Here is an 18,623-nt window from a genome sequence, read left to right as displayed (position 1 = left end):
CCACTATCACTATAATGAAAAGTATCACTATAATGAAAAGCATTGAAAATTAAAATTTCATCCTATATCTAACTGATTTAACTGAAAAGAGTTTACTTTAATTATGGACCGATCATTGACAATATCATTACTTCAAGCCAAAGGCACAGCTATGTATTTCTTTCGGCCTATCTTGAAAGATTATAATCTAACTGAACAACAGTGGCGTATTATATCAATACTGGCACATAGGCGTTCTATTGATTTTCATGAGTTATCTTGTTGCACTTATATTTTGCGGCCAAGCCTGACAGGTATTTTGACACGTATGGAGCGTGAAGGCCTTATCTGCCGTATGAAGCCTTTAAATGATATGCGCAAGCTGCATATTAGCCTGACTTCGAAGGGCCAGAAATACTATGATCAGGTAAAAGGGCCGATAGAAGAAAGTTATAAGGAGATTGAGGATGCCTTTTCTCCAGAAAAGTTAGCTCAATTTTTAGATTTATTAGATGAGTTTATTTCTATCGTAAATCATTCTCCAGAAGATATAGATGAGGTATAAGATTAAAAATTCATGAATATAATAAGTATTAGCGCTTTATAAATCTAATAACGAATTAATTTTCTGGTTATTTTAAATGTAGTATAAATCCGAAGCAGATGAATTTAATAAAATTAATTAAAGCAACTTCAAACTTCTATAGCAAAGCTAATTGAATCATATATTATTGAATTATATGTTATTGAATAATTATTAAAACGGAATCTGAGATAACTTTTTGTATTTAAAACATAAACAAAGTTTTTTCAAATTATATAAAAATAGCACAAAATAGTTGCACTATAGTGAAAACTTTCAAGTAAAGTTGGCTTTCCAAACCGTAACTTATTAATAAATCAGACCAGCAGAGTGACGCTTCCTCATCCAGCTTAATCACTGATATAAGGAAAGCCAACATGATGTTCAATGAAGTTAATGTAACGAGTGTTTTGAAAGGTAAGCGAGTGGTGGTGACAGGCGGAGGGCGCGATTTTGGACAAGCAGTTTCTGTTTGGTTGGCTCGCGAAGGCGCACATGTTGATCTCTGTGCCCGCCAATTAGCCAGTGTTGAAGCGACATGTGAAATTATTCGCCGTGAGGGTGGCATAGCCAGAGGTTATCTGTGTGATATGAGTGATGCCCGATCCGTTAGTGATTTCGCCACTCAGTTGCTGCAAGACAATCAACCTGTCGATATTCTGATTTTGAGTGCTGCCCAATGGCTGGAAGGGCATTTAGGAGAAGGTGACCATGATGCTGATATCGTCAGTACAGTGAATTCAGGTATAACAGGTTCTATCCTGCTGACCAAGGCACTCTTGCCGAGCCTGCGCCAGTCACAGGGTGCCGATATTGTTGCAATGGTATCAGTTTGTGGTATTCCTCAATTTACTGAATCCGTCGCTCATCCGGCATTCTTTGCAGCTAAACATGCCATAAGTGGATTTAGCCAGAACTTAGCCCATCATGTTTGTGATCACCCAACCCCGCAGTTGCCACATTAAAGCCGTTTACTTTCAGGGGCCGACTTTTAAGGATTTAGAATGAATTTTGAACACTGTGGGTTTCAAGTTGAGCCAACTAAGCCTCAACTTTAAAAGATGAAGGATATATATTTCCTAATCAGATTAGGAAATGGTCAGGCGCAATTAATAGGACTCTCACCCTAAAAATTGCGCCTTTTTTACCAAAAGTTTACTTAAATCGGCTTAATCAGCCAGTTCTAACGTTCCCTCAATACTATCAATAACCTGTGACTTCTGCTCGATATGATCAAGGAAACCGACTTGCGGTTGAGCTTTACTGATGCCTTGAAAAGCCCGATAACTTACGAGGCGATGGATCGTTCGGTATTGCAGCCACACCTTCTATTGTGTCTGTACGGTTTGGGAACTACATTTGATATTAATAGTAATATAGGTTCTTACATACCTAATAATTTTCCATAGAAACTATGTAGAGTTAATGGAATTAATGAATTTATATTTATAATATTATGGTCATTTTGTTTATTATATTAATTTTATAAGTTTAATATGCTGATTATTTATAAATATTAGCTGGAGATTGTGATTTTATGTCACTAATTTTTCCATCAATGAAAATAAAATATATGTTTAAATAAATAATTAGTAATGTTATTTTTTTATTTTAATATTATTTTGTAATGGTATTAAATTCAATGAGCTTTCATATTCATAATGTTTTTCCATTATTGCAAAGGAATATGTACGAAAATTAGTGTTCACTCTAAATTGTTTTGTTTCGGTATTAAATATAATCATTGTTTACATTTACATTAGTTATGCAATTTGATTATTATAAAATAACATGTAGTAAAGTTAGTTTATTTTTTATATGGGTAAATATACATGTGTTTATTGTAACTTGTTGATAATCAGTGACTTAATTTGGCCTGCCTTGTTCCTTGGTTGTTAGGGGTTATATATATTCATAAATACTTTATTTCATCTGAAATAATTTCAATTAGATATTAATACTAAATGGATAAAATACAGCAAGGACTTAGCGCTCATGCCAATAGATATATTCAACAGATCCATTTTTATTTAGTTGTGGAATTCAGCGTAACAAAAAATTGATGTAGATCAAAAACGCTTATCTAAAAAACAGGAAAAAAATAGAATGCCTTCTTATGGTTCATCAAATGAATCCTTTATTCCGTTGTCTGGAAAATTATTGTCACATTATTTTTGGCTGTGCGGTTATTAACCAAACTATGACATCCAGCGCCTGAGACAAATATTGTCTGAGTATCTTTCGATGCTTGGCGTGCCCGTTGTTATTTCTCCTAAAAATAAAAGAAAAACATTTTTGATGGTTTCTGGGAATAACAATTTTCAAATATCCAATAGATTCGTTGAGGTAGTAAGTAGATGAAAGACAGTATTACCAGCAAGGAAAACTCCCTTAAATCAGGGTTAGTGAATGTGTCGTCAGAAAAGGTAGGTAATGACATATTTGCGGGAAAGTTTAATGGATTATCTGAGTCTGAACGTACTCTGTTGCTGGCATCCTGGAACGCCACGGAAACCCCATATCCTGACCATGTATGTATTCATCAGTTGTTTGAACAACAGGTAGAGAAAACCCCGGCTGCCATAGCGTTAATCGCCGGAGACCAGACACTGAGTTATGCGGAACTGAACGCTTGGGCCAACTGGCTGACTTGTCAACTGATTGAACAGGGGATTTGCCTGGGTGACCATGTAGCGATCCTGTTAGAACGCTCAATCGAACTGGTGGTGGCTCAGTTAGCTATCCTTAAGTCTGGTGCGGTTTATGTCCCCGTCGATCCCAACGTACCGGATGAACGGAAAAACTGGCTGATAAACGATTGTGCCGCCAAATTACTGCTGACTGATATGCAGACGGAGATTCCGGCTGAATTGGTTATCCCGCGGCTCCGTCTCACTTGTGAGACAGAACCGATCACGAAAGAAGAGCATCGTAATCTTGATTTATTGGGTGCCAGTGCCGAGCCCGCGTATATCATGTATACCTCCGGTTCGACGGGTATACCAAAAGGGGTCATCGTGCCCCATCGGGCTGTCGTCCGGCTGGTTATCAATAATGGCTATACTGATATCGAACCCAATGACCGGATTGCTTTTGCCGCTAATCCGGCTTTCGATGCCAGCACCTTCGAAGTTTGGGCACCGTTGCTCAACGGTGCTGCGCTGGTGATTATTGATCATACTACGTTGCTGACGCCGCGAGATTTTGTCCAGGCGTTACAGGCGCATCGCATTACGGTCTTGTGGATGAGTGTCGGGCTGTTTAACCGATTGGCGGAGGAGCTATCTCCGGTGCTACCTCAACTTAAAATGCTGCTGGTCGGGGGAGATGTTCTCGATCCGCATGTCATTGCTCAAGTGCTGCATAAGAACCCACCACAAAAGTTATTGAATGCCTACGGTCCGAGTGAGGGAACCACATTTACCACTACCTACCCTATTCACGGATTAACATCGGGTACGACTTCTATTCCTATTGGTCGACCTATTGCCAACACCCGGATTTATTTACTGGATACTGATGGTCAACCGGTGCCATTGGGGATAACCGGTGAGATTTATATCGGGGGTGACGGAGTAGCTTGCGGTTATCTCAATCGCCCTGAATTGACCGCTGAACGCTTTCTCACCGATCCATTTAGCGATAAACCGAATGCGCGTATGTACCGCACCGGAGATTTAGCCCGCTATTTGCCGGACGGCAATCTAGAATTCCTGGGCCGTAACGATCAGCAGGTGAAAATCCGCGGATTCCGAATTGAACCAGAGGAAATAGAGGCTCGATTGGTGGAATATCCGGCGATACGTGAAGCTGTGGTGCTGGCGTTAGGGGAGGGGCAGGACAAACAACTGGTTGCCTATGTGCTGACCCAAGAGAATGACGAATTGGCCGCTCGCTTGCGTGAACACCTGAGTGTACGGTTGCCGGATTATATGATACCGGTGGCCTTTGTGCGTCTGGATGAATTTCCATTGACGCCGAATGGTAAATTGGATCGTCGGGCGTTGCCGGCACCGGGGGAGAACGCCTTCGCCCGTCAGGTTTATGAAGCGCCGCTAGGAGAGAAAGAAATTGTTCTGGCAACCCTTTGGCGCGAATTACTGGGTATTGAGCGAATTAGCCGACATGACAGTTTCTTTGCGCTGGGTGGCCATTCTTTGCTCGGAATACGGATGATTGAACGCCTGCGCAGTCTGGGATTGACACTGGCCGCCCGTAACCTGTTCCAGTGTCCGGTGCTATCAGAATTGGCTCAGACATTGGAACAACATCAGGCTGTAGTGATACCACCGAATGTTATTACCCCAGCGACTACTGTGCTGACACCGGCAATGTTGCCGCTGACTGATCTGTCCCAGTCCGAAATTGACCATATTGTTGAACAGGTGCCGGGCGGGATCGCTAATGTTCAGGATATCTATGCCCTGTCGCCGTTGCAGGACGGTATCTTGTTCCATCACTTGCTGGCGAAGGAAGGTGATCCTTATCTGCTGACCTATCCGATGATTTTTGCTGATCGGATGCTGCTGGATCGCTATCTGGCGGCAGTACAACAGGTGGTTGATCGCCATGATATCCTGCGAACTGCATTTATCTGGCAGGGATTATCTGCACCGGTGCAGGTGGTCTGGCGTCAAGCGCCTTTATCGGTCACTGAACTGACTCTGGATCCGGCTGATGGGCCAGTGGGTGAGCAATTGGCTCACCATTTTGACCCACGTCAGTATCGTTTTGATCTGAGTCAGGCTCCCTTGTTGCGCTTTGTAGTAGCACAAGAAACAGTAGCGGAGGAAACCGATGGCCGCTGGCATGTGCTGCAATTGCAGCATCACCTGATTGGCGACCATACGACAATGGAAGTGATGCATCGCGAAGTGCAGATGTGTCTTGCCGGACAGGATGACAATTTGCCGATACCGGTGCCTTTCCGCAATCTGGTGGCGCAGGCTCGGTTGAATATCAATCAGGCAGAGCATACCCGTTTCTTTACCGACATGCTGGCTGACGTGGATGAGCCGACGCTGCCGTTTGGCCTAACCGAGGTGCATCGTGATGGTTCTCAGGTCACACAGTCGCACCGGATGTTATCGCCAGAGTTAAACAACCGCCTTCGTCAGCAGGCAAAACGCCTGGGCGTCAGTGTCGCAACGTTATGTCATCTGGCCTGGGCGCAGGTGGTATCTCGAACCAGCGGACAGAATAAAGTCGTGTTTGGCACTGTACTGTTCGGACGCATGGCGGCGGGGGAAGGGGCTGATAGTGGAATGGGGTTATTTATCAACACATTGCCGCTGCGACTGGATATAGATGATACATCGGTGCACGACAGTGTACGGTTGGCACAGTCCCGGCTGGCCGGATTGTTGGATTATGAGCATGCTTCACTGGCACTGGCTCAACGTTGCAGTGGGGTAGCTGGCGGCACGTCACTATTTAGCGCCTTGTTGAATTACCGGCATAATGAGCAGCCGTTGATCCCACATGAGGCGATAGCGGGTATCGAATTCCTGGGTGAACAGGAGCGAACCAACTATCCGTTTGTGCTGTCGGTCGAGGACGGGGGTTCTACTCTGGGGCTGACTGCGCAGGTAGTACAGCCGTTTGAGCCGGATCGGATATGTGGTTATATGCAACAAGCGTTGGCAAGTCTGGCAGACGCGCTGGAGCGGGCACCGGAAACACCGGTACGGGCACTGAACATTTTGCCTGAAACGGAACGTACATTATTGCTGGAAACCTGGAACGCAACTGAAACACCGTATCCTGAACAGTTATGTATCCATCAGTTGATTGAACAACAGGTAGAAAAAACGCCTGACGCCACAGCGTTGGTGTATGAAGGACAAACCCTTAGCTATGCCAAATTGAATGCTGATGCTAACCGACTGGCCCATCAATTGATAGCATGGGGAATCAAGCCGGATCAGCGGGTAGCGATTTGCATGGCAAGCACACCGGCGCGGGTGGTGGGTTTGTTGGCGGTGTTGAAAGCCGGTGGTGCCTATGTGCCTCTGGAGCCAGCTTATTCGGGGGAACGTCTGGCGCATATCCTGAATGATGCGGCTCCCTCAATAATATTGGCTGATGAGACCGGACAGGTAGCGTTGGGCGAGGAAGCGCTTGTCGGGTTGACTTTGGTTGATCCGAACAGTCGGCTTGATCCGAATTCCTTACCTGATCAAACGGATAGCAATCCGCAGGTAGCGGAGCTGACTTCCCGTCATTTGGCCTATGTGATTTACACCTCTGGTTCTACCGGCGTGCCCAAAGGGGTGATGGTTGAACATCGTGGGTTGGTCAATCTTATTCGGGATAAAATTGTCCAGTTTGGTATTCATTCCGGTAATCGCGTGTTGCAGTTCGCTTCATTTGGTTTCGATGCCAGTGTCTGGGAAACCATGATGGCGCTGGCTGGTGGAGCCTGTTTGGCCATTCCGGCCGACACGGTTCGTCAGGAGCCGCACCGCCTCTGGCATTATCTGGAAGAACAAGCGGTGACGCACGCTTGTTTAACGCCGGCTCTGCTACGGGATGGGGCTGATTTACCGACGTTGACGATAAAACCGACCGTGATACTGGGTGGTGAAGCACCCAGCCCGACGTTACTTCGGACATTGCACCGTCAGGCTACACTGTTCAATGCCTATGGTCCGACAGAAATTACCGTATGTGCCACCCACTGGCGCTGTCCGCTAAACTATACCGAGGCGTTAGCGCCTATTGGGCGTCCAACGGCGAATACCCGAATTTATCTGCTGGATGACTACGGTCAGCCAGTGCCATTGGGGGTAGTGGGAGAGCTGTATATTGGTGGTGTCGGCGTGACACGCGGCTATCTCAATCTCCCCGATCTGACTGATGAGCGTTTTCTGGTTGACCCGTTTAGTGATGCAATTGATGCGAGAATGTATCGCACCGGAGATTTGGTTCGCTACTTGCCAGATGGCAATCTGGTATTTGTTGGCCGTAACGATCAGCAGGTTAAAATCCGCGGATTTCGGATCGAACCGGCTGAAATCGAAGCTCGGTTGACAGAATATCCTGCGGTGCGCGAAGCGTGGGTACTGGCGCTGGATGACGGGCAAGATAAACGTTTGGTTGCCTACGTTGTCGCGGAAGAAGACAACGGATTGGCTGCCCGTTTGCGTGAGCATCTGAGTGCTATTTTGCCTGATTATATGGTGCCGGCGGCTTTTGTGCGTCTGGACGCCTTCCCGCTGACACCAAACGGCAAATTGGATCGTCGGGCGTTATCGGCGCCGGAGCAGAATGCCTTTGCCCGTCAGGTTTACGCAGCACCACAAGGAGAGATAGAAACCGCATTGGCGTCTATCTGGAGTGAATTATTAGGCGTTGAGCAGATCAGCCGTTATGACAACTTCTTTGCGTTGGGTGGTCATTCACTGTTAGCGGTACGGGTCATGAATCGTATCGCCGCTTTCGGTGTTGAATTGCCGCTGGTTGCTTTATTTACGTCACCGTCACTCGCGGCCTTTGCTGAGAGGATTAGCGCCCAACGCAATGAGGGAAGGAATAAATTGTCTGAGATTATTCCCGTATCCCGTGCTAGTGCTTTACCACTGTCATTCGCCCAACAGCGTTTGTGGTTTTTGGCTCAGTTTGATGGCGTCAGTGATACCTATCATATTCCGTTGGCACTGCATTTGCGTGGTCAGCTTAATATTGCCGCTTGGCAGCAGGCGTTAAATCGTCTGTTTGCCCGTCACGAAGCGCTGCGTTCAGTTTTTATCATGGTTGACGGTCAGCCTCAGGTTGAATTGTTGCCGGCGGGATATGGTTTGCCGATGAAACAATACGATCTGCGTAGCGTGCCTGAAATAGATGAACAATTTAAGCTTCTGTGCGCACAGCAAGCAGAAACGCCGTTTGATCTTGCCCGTGGTCCCTTAATCCGTTGCGCGCTGATACAACGGACTGATAGGGATTACGTTTTCTTACTGACTCAGCATCACATTGTGTCTGATGGCTGGTCTTTAGGGATATTGAAATCAGAACTGAGCGCCCTTTATTCGGCTTGCTTGAATGAACTGCCTGATCCATTGCCCTCGCTGGTTATTCAATATCCTGATTATGCCGCTTGGCAGCGTAAGGTCTTCTCTGTTGAAGGGTTGTGGGCGCAGAGTGATTACTGGCAGCGCACACTGGCCGATGCTCCTGTATTGCTGGAATTGCCGACAGATCGACCCCGCCCATCCCGCCAATCATTTACCGGCGGCCGGATACCTGTGCAGATTGATGCCGTGTTGGTACAGGCTCTGAAACAGTTGGGACAACAACACGGTGCCACATTATTTATGACATTGCTGACCGCCTGGGCGGCATTATTGTCACGTCTGTCTGGGCAGGATGATTTGGTGATCGGTATACCAAGCGCCAACCGCAACCGGCGGGAGATCGAGCCGCTGATCGGATTCTTTGTCAATACCCTGGCATTGCGCATTGATTTGTCCGGTACACCGGATATGGTCACACTACTCCGGCGTGTACGGCAGACGATACTGGACGCGCAAGAGCATCAGGATCTGCCTTTCGAACAGGTGGTTGAGATCGTACAACCGCCGCGCAGACCAGAACATACCCCGTTATTTCAGGTGATGTTTGCCTGGCAGGAGAATGATACAGAAGAGTGGCAACTACCGGAATTAGCGGTGACGCCAGTCGTACAGGGATACGATATTGCTAAATTCGATCTGCAACTGGAATTGACGGAGAAGGTGGGTGAAGTTGTTGGGGAACTGAATTATTCTTCGGCTCTGTTCAACCCTGAAACGATTGAAAGACAGGTCGGCTATTTGCAGGCCCTATTGCGGGCAATGGTGAGTCATCCTCAACAACCAGTCACGACTATGGATATTTTGTCATCCACTGAGCGGACATTATTGCTGGAAACCTGGAATGCGGCCGTAGCGCCGTATCCTGAACAGTTGTGTGTTCATCAGTTGATTGAGCAACAGGTGGAGAGAACGCCGTATGCCATAGCAGTAAAGTATGAAAACCAGACACTCAACTATGCTGAATTGAATGCCCGCGCCAACCGATTAGCGCATCAACTGATTGCATTAGGTGTCATACCAGACCAGCCGGTAGCCATTTGTGTGACACGCTCACCGGAGAGAATAGTGGGATTGCTGGCGGTGTTGAAAGCGGGTGGCGCTTATGTACCGTTGGATCCGGCTTATCCGGGTGAACGTCTGGCTTATTTGCTCACTGATGCTGCGCCCACTATTTTGCTGGCGGATAGTATTGGACGGGCGGCACTGGGTGAAGAAGCACTGAAGATGTTCACAGTACTCGATCCAAATGCCCTGCCAGATCAGCCGGACAGTAACCCACAGGTTCCTGAACTCACCTCACGGCATCTGGCGTATGTGATCTACACTTCCGGATCTACCGGCAGACCGAAAGGGGTGATGATTGAACATCAGAGTGTGGTTAACCTGACGCTGGAACACATTGCTCAGTTTGATGTTGGTGTTACCAGCCGGATGTTGCAGTTTGCCTCATTTGGCTTCGATGCCAGCGTCTGGGAAATCATGATGGCGTTGAGCAGTGGGGCTATGCTGGTTATTCCACTTGAAACAATCCGGCAAGATCTGCACCGTCTCTGGCATTTTCTGGAAGAACAGGGAATAACACTCGCCTGTATGACACCAGCCATGTTCCACGATGGCACCGGTTTGCCGGAAATAGCCATAAAACCCACATTAATGTTTGCAGGAGAAACACCGGCTACCGCCTTGTTTCAAACATTGTGCGGCAGGGCGGATTTGATCAATGCTTATGGCCCGACGGAAATCACCGTTTGCGCCACCATTTGGAATTGCCCGTCAGACTATACGGGGGGATTAATTCCCATCGGTAAACCGACAGTTAACAAACGTCTCTATCTGTTAGACAAACACGGTCAGCCGGTGCCGCTGGGCGCAGTAGGTGAGTTATATATTGGCGGTGTGGGTGTAGCCCGTGGCTATCTCAATCACCCTGAGCTTACTGCCGAACGTTTCCTGACGGATCCGTTTAGTGATGACACTGATGCCCGTATGTATCGCACTGGGGATTTAGCCCGTTACCTGCCGGATGGCAATTTGGTGTTTGCTGGTCGTAATGATCAACAGGTGAAAATCCGTGGTTTCCGTATTGAACCGGGGGAAATTGAGGCGCACCTAACCGAACATCCATTGGTGAGTGAAGCATTGGTACTGGCGTTGGGTGACAGTCAGGATAAGCGTTTAGTTGCCTATGTGGTGGAAAATAATGCGATAGAAAATAATATAGTAGCAGAAGTGGATAACGGACTGGCTGTCACTCTGCGTGAACATCTGAGTGCGCGATTACCGGATTATATGGTACCAGCGGCCTTTGTGCGTTTGGATGAATTCCCCTTGACGCCGAATGGAAAATTGGATCGCCAGGCGTTGCCGGCACCTGATCAACATGCTTTTGCCCGTCAGGTTTACGAAGCGCCGCAAGGCGAAATTGAGCACGCGCTCGCCGCTATCTGGAGTGAATTGCTGGAGGTTGAGCAGATTAGCCGGCACGACAGTTTCTTTGCGCTGGGGGGGCACTCACTGCTTGCTGTGCGGATGATTGAACGTCTGCGGCGTATGGGGTTGGGCGTATCGGTTCAAACGCTATTCGAGCAGCCGACACTCAGTGTCTTGGCTCAGTCTCTGGCTCAACATTGTGAAATCAGAGTACCTGACAACGGCATTACACCGGATATGATTACGCTGACGCCAGACATGTTGCCGTTGATTGATCTGACTCAGCCGGAGATTGACCGCATAGTGGAACAAGTTCCTGGCGGGATTGCCAACATTCAGGATATCTACGCCTTGTCACCGCTACAGGATGGCATTTTATTCCACCATTTGCTGGCAAACGAAGGCGATCCTTATCTTCTGATAACCCAACAGGCTTTTGCGGATCGGTCTTTGCTGGATCGTTATCTGGCTGCGGTTCAACAGGTGGTTGACCGCCATGATATTCTGCGTACCGCTTTTATCTGGGAGGGATTATCCGCTCCGGCTCAGGTAGTTTGTCGCCAAGTTCCCTTATCTATCACAGAATTGACACTCAATCCGGCTGACGGCTCGATCAGTGACCAACTGGCCCAACGCTTTGATCCGCGTCAGCATCGTATTGATCTGAGTCAGGCGCCGTTGTTGCGTTTTGTTATTGCTCAGGATACTGATGGCCGCTGGATCTTGTTGCAACTGTTACACCACTTGATTGGTGACCATACCACGCTGGAAGTGATGAACAACGAAGTGCAGGCGTATCTTACCGGACGGGGAGACTGTTTGTCTGCGCCAGTACCTTTTCGTACTTTGGTAGCTCAGGCTCAATTGGGGATCAGTCAGGAAGAACATACCCGTTTCTTTACCGATATGCTGGCGGCGGTGGATGAGCCGACGCTGCCGTTCGGATTGATGGAAGTACACCATGACGGCTCGCAGGTGGCGGAATCACACAGAATGCTGACGCCTGCATTGAATAGTCGTCTGCGTAATCAGGCACGGCGTTTGGGCGTCAGTGTGGCGGCACTGTGCCATTTGGCTTGGGCGCAGGTATTGTCGCGTACCAGTGGTCAGAAGCAAGTGGTGTTTGGCACGGTGCTGTTCGGGCGTATGCAGGCTGGCGAAGGTGCTGACAATGGCATGGGGCTGTTTATTAATACCCTGCCGTTACGGTTGGATATAGATGAAACGCCGGTGCAGGAGAGTGTACAGGCCGCCCACACCCGATTGGCTGGATTATTAGCGCATGAACATGCATCACTGGCACTGGCTCAACGTTGCAGCGGGGTAGCCAGTGGGACACCGTTGTTTAATGCGTTGCTGAATTACCGACACAATACACAACCGGTCACACCGGATGAAATCATCAACGGAATTGAATTTCTGGGGGCACAGGAGCGAACCAACTACCCGTTTGTGTTATCGGTAGAGGATGGTGGTTCCGATTTGGGGCTGACTGCTCAGGTAGTGCAACCCTTTGATCCAGAAAGGATATGCGATTATATGCAGCAGGCTCTGGAAAGCCTGACTGAGGCGCTTGAACAGGCGCCGGAAATGCCAGTACAGATGTTGGAAATCTTGCCAGCCACTGAGCGCACATTGTTGCTGAAAACCTGGAATGCGACCGAAACAACCTATCCTGACCAACTGTGCATTCATCAATTGTTTGAGCAACAGGTGGAGAATGCACCGGATGCCACAGCGTTAGTATATGAAAACCAATCTCTGAGCTATGCGGAATTGAATATCCGTGCTAACCGGCTGGCGCATCAGCTTGTCGCGCTGGGTGTCGTGCCGGATCAACGGGTGGCGATTTGCATGGCAAGTTCACCGGCACGGATAGTGGGGATGTTGGCAATATTGAAAGCAGGGGGTGCTTACGTGCCGCTAGATCCCGCTTATCCGGGTGAGCGTTTGCACCATATTTTGACCGATGCTGCACCGGCTATTTTATTGGCAGATAATAGCGGACGCTCAGTATTAAATGAGCAAATACTTTCGCAGCAAGTTGTTCTTGATCCGAATTCATTACCTGATCAGCCAGATACCGATCAACCGGATCATAACCCACAAATCGCTGCATTGACCGCCCATCATCTGGCTTATGTGATTTATACCTCTGGCTCGACGGGGACACCGAAAGGGGTAATGGTTGAACATTGTGGGTTGGTCAACCTTATTCGGGATAAAATCACTCAGTTCGCCATTCATTCCCATAGCCGGATGTTGCAATTCGCTTCATTTGGTTTCGATGCCAGTGTCTGGGAAATTATGATGACATTATGCAGTGGCGCCAGTCTGGCTATTCCTGACGATACGGTTCGTCAGGATCCGCGCCGTCTGTGGCAGTATCTGGAAGAACAATCGGTAACGCATACTTGTTTGACACCTGCCCTGTTGCGGGATGGGGCTGATTTACCGGCGATGACCATCAAGCCAACACTAATATTGGGCGGTGAGGCTCCCAGTGTGGCCTTGCTTCAGGCACTGAGTGACAGGGCAACGGTATTCAATGCCTATGGCCCGACAGAAATTACCGTTTGTGCCACCGCTTGGCGTTGTCCATCAAACTATCAGGGGGGATTCATTCCGATTGGACGCCCGACGGCCAACACCTGTGTTTATTTGCTGGATGCCCTCAGTCAGCCGGTACCCTTGGGAGCAGTAGGTGAGCTGTATATTGGTGGTGCCGGTGTTGCACGTGGCTATCTCAATCGTCCTGAACTGACCAGTGAACGTTTCCTTGCTGATCCATTTAGTGGCGCAGCCAATGCACGTATGTATCGAACCGGAGATTTGGTTCGCTACTTGCCGGATGGCAATCTGGTATTTGTTGGCCGTAACGATCAGCAGATTAAAATCCGTGGTTTCCGAATTGAACCAGGGGAAATTGAAGTTCGGCTGACAGAACATTCTGCGGTACGTGAAGCACAAGTATTGGCACTGGGTGATGGGCAGGAGAAACGTCTGGTTGCCTATGTAGTAGTAGAAACGGCAGAAGTAGTAGAAACGGCAGAAGCAGATGATGGATTGGTTAATCGTCTGCGTGAACATCTGAGCGCGTCATTGCCTGATTACATGGTGCCGGCGGCCTTTGTACGTCTGGACGCATTTCCGCTGACACCTAACGGCAAACTGGATCGTCGGGCGCTACCGATGCCAGGGGAAGAAGCCTTTGCCCGCCAGATTTACGCGGCACCACAAGGGGAAACGGAAACCGCCCTCGCCGCGATTTGGCATGACCTACTGGGCGTTGAGCAGATAAGCCGGTATGACAGTTTCTTTGCATTGGGTGGTCATTCATTGCTCGCGGTACGCATGGTTGAACGTTTGCGTAATCTGGGTTTTACACTGGCAATACGTGACCTGTTCCAATCTCCTGTATTGTCTGAACTTGCCCAAACCTTGAAACTGAATCAGGACGAATGTGTGCCTGCCAACGTCATTACGCCCGCAACGACGAAGCTGACACCGGAAATGTTACCGTTGATTGATCTCACTCAGCCTGAGATTGATCGCATTATCGAACAGATCCCGGGCGGGATTGCCAATATTCAGGATATCTATGCGTTGTCGCCGTTACAGGACGGCATTTTGTTCCACCATCTATTGGCACATGACGGTGATCCGTATTTGCTGGCTGGTCGAATGGCTTTTGCTGATCGTCCTCTGTTGGATCGTTATCTGGCTGCGGTTCAACAGGTCATTGATCGCCATGACATCCTGCGTACTGCTTTTATCTGGGAAGGATTATCTGTTCCTGCTCAGGTGGTTTGCCGTCAAGTGCGATTATCAGTGTCTGAATTGACACTGGATCCCGCCGACGGATCAGTCAGTGACCAGTTAGCTCAACATTTCGATCCGCGCCAATATCGTATTGATTTGGGACAGGCGCCGTTGCTGCGTTTTGTCGTGGCACCTGAGAGCGATGGTCGCTGGATTGTATTGCAACTGATGCATCATCTGATTGGTGATCATACTGCGTTGGATGTGATGAGCAACGAAGTTCAGGCCTATCTTGATGGGCAGGAAAACGATTTACCTGCGCCGGCACCTTTCCGCAATCTGGTGGCGCAGGCTCGGCTGGGGGTAAGTCAGGAGCAGCATATTCGCTTCTTTACCGACATGTTGGCTGAGGTGGAGGAACCTACGTTGCCGTTCGGATTGACAGAGGTTCATCATGATGGTTCGCAAGTCACAGAATCGCACCGGATGTTGTCCGCAGAGCTGAACGAACGTTTACGCAGTCAGGCACGGCGTCTGAGCGTTAGCCTGGCTGCCTTGTGTCATCTGGCTTGGGCGCAGGTGTTGTCACGTACCAGCGGACAGGAACAAGTAGTATTCGGCACCGTATTGTTCGGGCGCATGGCAGCCGGTGAAGGTGCAGACAATGGCATGGGATTGTTTATCAATACCTTGCCGTTACGGCTGGATATAGATAATACACCGGTACAGGACAGTGTACAGGTGACACATCGCTGGCTGGCGGGATTGTTGGCACATGAGCATGCATCACTGGCGCTGGCTCAACGTTGCAGTGGAGTACAAGGCGGAACTCCACTGTTCAGTACCTTGCTGAACTATCGGCACAACGCATTGCCGACGGCTTCGAATGAAATCATGGACGGTGTTGAATTCCTTGGCGCACAGGAGCGAACCAATTATCCGTTTACGCTGTCAGTGGAAGATTTTGGTGAAGCGCTGGGTTTAACCGCGCAAATTGTCCAGCCATTTGATCCGGAGCGGGTCTGTGGTTATATGCAACGGGCGCTGGAAAGTTTGGTGGAAGCCCTTGAACAGGCTCCGGAAACGCCGGTGCGGATGCTGGAAATCCTGCCTGAGACAGAAAAAAATTTATTACTGAAAACCTGGAACGCAACTGAAACAGCATATCCTGACCAACTGTGCATTCATCAACTGTTCGAACAACAAGTGGAGAAAAACCCTGATGCCACGGCGTTGATCTATGAAGAGCAAATTTTCAGTTATGCGGAGCTGAACGGTTATGCTAACCGGCTGGCTCACCAATTAATCGAATTGGGTGTGCAGCCTGATCAACGGGTGGCGATTTGTGTGAAACGTGCACCATCAAGGATAGCGGGGCTATTGGCAGTCCTAAAAGCGGGTGGCGCTTACGTACCACTGGATCCCGCCTATCCGGCTGATCGTCTGGCTTATATGCTGGATGATGCCGCTCCGTTGGTGGTACTGGCGGATAATACTGGTCGTGCCGCACTGGGTGAAGAAGCACTGGCGAAATTAACCGTACTTGACCCGAATACCCTGCCTGACCAGCCGGACAACAACCCGCAGACTCCTGCGTTAACTTCACGGCATATGGCCTATGTGATTTATACTTCCGGCTCGACCGGTATGCCGAAAGGGGTGATGGTTGAACATCGTGGGTTAGTCAACCTTATCCGAGATAAAATCAGCCAATTTGACATTCATTCCCATAGCAGAATGTTGCAATTCGCCTCATTTAGTTTCGATGCCAGCGTCTGGGAAATCATGATGGCATTGTGTGGTGGTGCCACCTTGGATATTCCTGCCGACACGGTTCGTCAGGATCCGATCCGCCTGTGGCATTATCTGGAAGAACAGGCGGTGACTCATGCCTGCCTGACACCGGCTCTGTTGAGGGATGGGGCGGATTTACCGGAGATAAACATAAAGCCAACACTGATACTGGGTGGAGAAGCTCCCAGTGCGGCACTGCTCCAATCACTGTGTGGCCGAGCCACGTTGTTCAATGCTTATGGCCCGACAGAAATCACGGTATGTGCCACCACTTGGCATTGTCCGGCAGATTATATCAATGTATTAACGCCTATTGGACGTCCGACGGCCAACACCTGTGTTTATCTGCTGGATGCCTGTGGCCAGCCGGTTCCATTGGGGGCGGCAGGGGAATTGTATATTGGTGGTGATGGTGTCGCGCGTGGCTATCTCAACCGTCCTGATCTGACCGCTGAACGTTTCTTGGTTGACCCATTTAATCAGACACCGGAAGCACGGATGTACCGAACCGGAGATTTAGCCCGTTACTTGCCGGATGGTAACCTGATATTTATTGGCCGTAACGACCAGCAAGTTAAAATCAGGGGATTCCGTATTGAACCGGGTGAGATCGAAGCTCGGTTGATAGAATATCCGGCGGTGCGTGAAGCTATCGTACTGGCTCTGGGGGATGGGCAGGATAAACGTCTGATCGCTTATGTCGTGGCGGAAGAAGATAACGGATTGGCTGTTCGGCTGCGTGAACATCTGAGTGCTATTTTGCCTGATTATATGGTGCCGGCGGCTTTTGTACGTCTGGACGCATTTCCTCTAACCCCTAACGGTAAGCTGGATCGTCGGGCACTGCCGGACCCTGATCAGAATGCCTTTGCTCATCAAGCCTATGAAGCGCCACAGGGAGAGGTTGAGATCGCATTGGCTGCCATCTGGTGTGAGCTGCTGGAGGTTGAGCAAATAGGCCGGTATGACAATTTCTTTGCCTTGGGTGGACATTCGCTGCTTGCTATGCGGATGATAAACCTTGCCGCCGGTCGTGGTTTGATGTGTACATTGAATAACCTATTCCAATTCCCTGTGCTGGCTGAACTGGCATCAAAAATCACATTAGATCCACTATCTCAGCCGCAAAGCAGTGCGATACCTGTGCGGCCATTTGGAACGGAACCGCCGCTATTCTTTGTGCCTAGCGGCATGGATGATTACTCCTATGTTTTTGGATTGGCTCAACATATTCAGTCCGGCTATCCGATTTATGCATTAGCTTGGCCGTCTATCAATGAAGAGCAGATATCGACTATTGAAGCGCTGGCCGCCAAAATGATCACCTTTATGAAAGCGGTTCAACCGGAAGGCCGATACCGGATCTACGGTTACTCTTCTGGTGGTGTACTGGCTTATGCCATTGCCCAACAACTTTTGCATGCCGGTGAAACCGTCGATTTCTTGGGTTTGATTGATACGCCAGCCCCTCATTGTTTCAAGCAGCAGGTCATTCAACCAAAACTCCAGTTTCTTGCTGAACTGGCAAAACAGTCGGGGGGAAAACATGAAGAGGAGATTGCGGTATTGCATCAGGGAATTGATAAACTGAATTTGGTACAATTTATTGCTGCGGCGCAGGGACTGGAACTCTATCCGGCAAACCTGCGTCCTGACTTGATCGCAAAACGTTGGGAACAGATGGTAAATTATATGCAAATGGTCAAAGAATATGAGCCACAAGCATTGGCGATAACGCTCCACCAATTTTATGCAAGAGAGCCTTATCCGCAGCTCCCTTTTGTTACGGAAGCCGAATTACCTTCCTTTGGTATGGAACCGTCGTTAGGTTGGAAGCAGGTTGTGCCTGACTCTTTGCTCCAGCTAACATCTGTACCGGGTGACCACTTTAGCCTGATGGAGGATAGTGAAAATAAAACCATTTTGGCTAAAACCTTAAGTATAGCGTTGGCAATGAATTGTGAAACAGAGGCGGTTTAATGTCAGTGGTATTGCAGAAA

Annotated in this window: 3 protein-coding genes and 1 pseudogene; 3 read left to right on the top strand and 1 reads right to left on the bottom strand. The window is 48.7% G+C overall.

Annotation, left to right across the window (positions count from 1 at the left end; translation table 11 throughout):
* Positions 1 to 103 precede the first annotated feature (103 nt).
* Together hpaR and BM135_RS03630 are read left to right on the top strand one after the other, a co-directional pair.
* Positions 104 to 544: a homoprotocatechuate degradation operon regulator HpaR gene (gene hpaR, locus BM135_RS03635; protein ID WP_092517910.1), complete on the top strand. Its 441-nt coding sequence runs from the start codon at positions 104 to 106 to the stop codon at positions 542 to 544.
* A gap of 398 nt (positions 545 to 942) precedes the next feature.
* Positions 943 to 1,570: pseudogene (locus BM135_RS03630) on the top strand (SDR family oxidoreductase).
* Between the two features lie 161 nt (positions 1,571 to 1,731).
* Here BM135_RS03630 and BM135_RS16870 read toward each other — a convergent pair.
* Positions 1,732 to 1,887 carry a hypothetical protein gene (locus tag BM135_RS16870; RefSeq protein WP_175485937.1) on the bottom strand — a complete coding sequence of 52 codons (156 nt, stop codon included), beginning with the start codon at positions 1,885 to 1,887 and terminating at the stop codon, positions 1,732 to 1,734.
* Positions 1,888 to 2,919: 1,032 nt separating this feature from the next.
* Between BM135_RS16870 and BM135_RS03620 the strand changes: the two genes are divergently transcribed.
* Positions 2,920 to 18,603, top strand: coding sequence for a non-ribosomal peptide synthetase (locus BM135_RS03620; RefSeq protein ID WP_092517906.1), 15,684 nt, complete (start codon positions 2,920 to 2,922; stop codon positions 18,601 to 18,603).
* Positions 18,604 to 18,623: the final 20 nt, after the last annotated feature.

This window comes from Xenorhabdus japonica (assembly GCF_900115195.1).
Classification (GTDB): domain Bacteria; phylum Pseudomonadota; class Gammaproteobacteria; order Enterobacterales; family Enterobacteriaceae; genus Xenorhabdus; species Xenorhabdus japonica.
Note: the sequence above shows the minus strand (reverse complement) of the source record. Positions and strands in the feature narration are given on the sequence as shown.

Excerpts from the sequence above, each read along its gene's own strand:
- hpaR (WP_092517910.1), top strand. The coding sequence starts at position 104 with ATGGACCGATCATTGACAATATCATTACTTCAAGCCAAAGGCACAGCT.
- BM135_RS03620 (WP_092517906.1), top strand. The coding sequence starts at position 2,920 with ATGAAAGACAGTATTACCAGCAAGGAAAACTCCCTTAAATCAGGGTTA.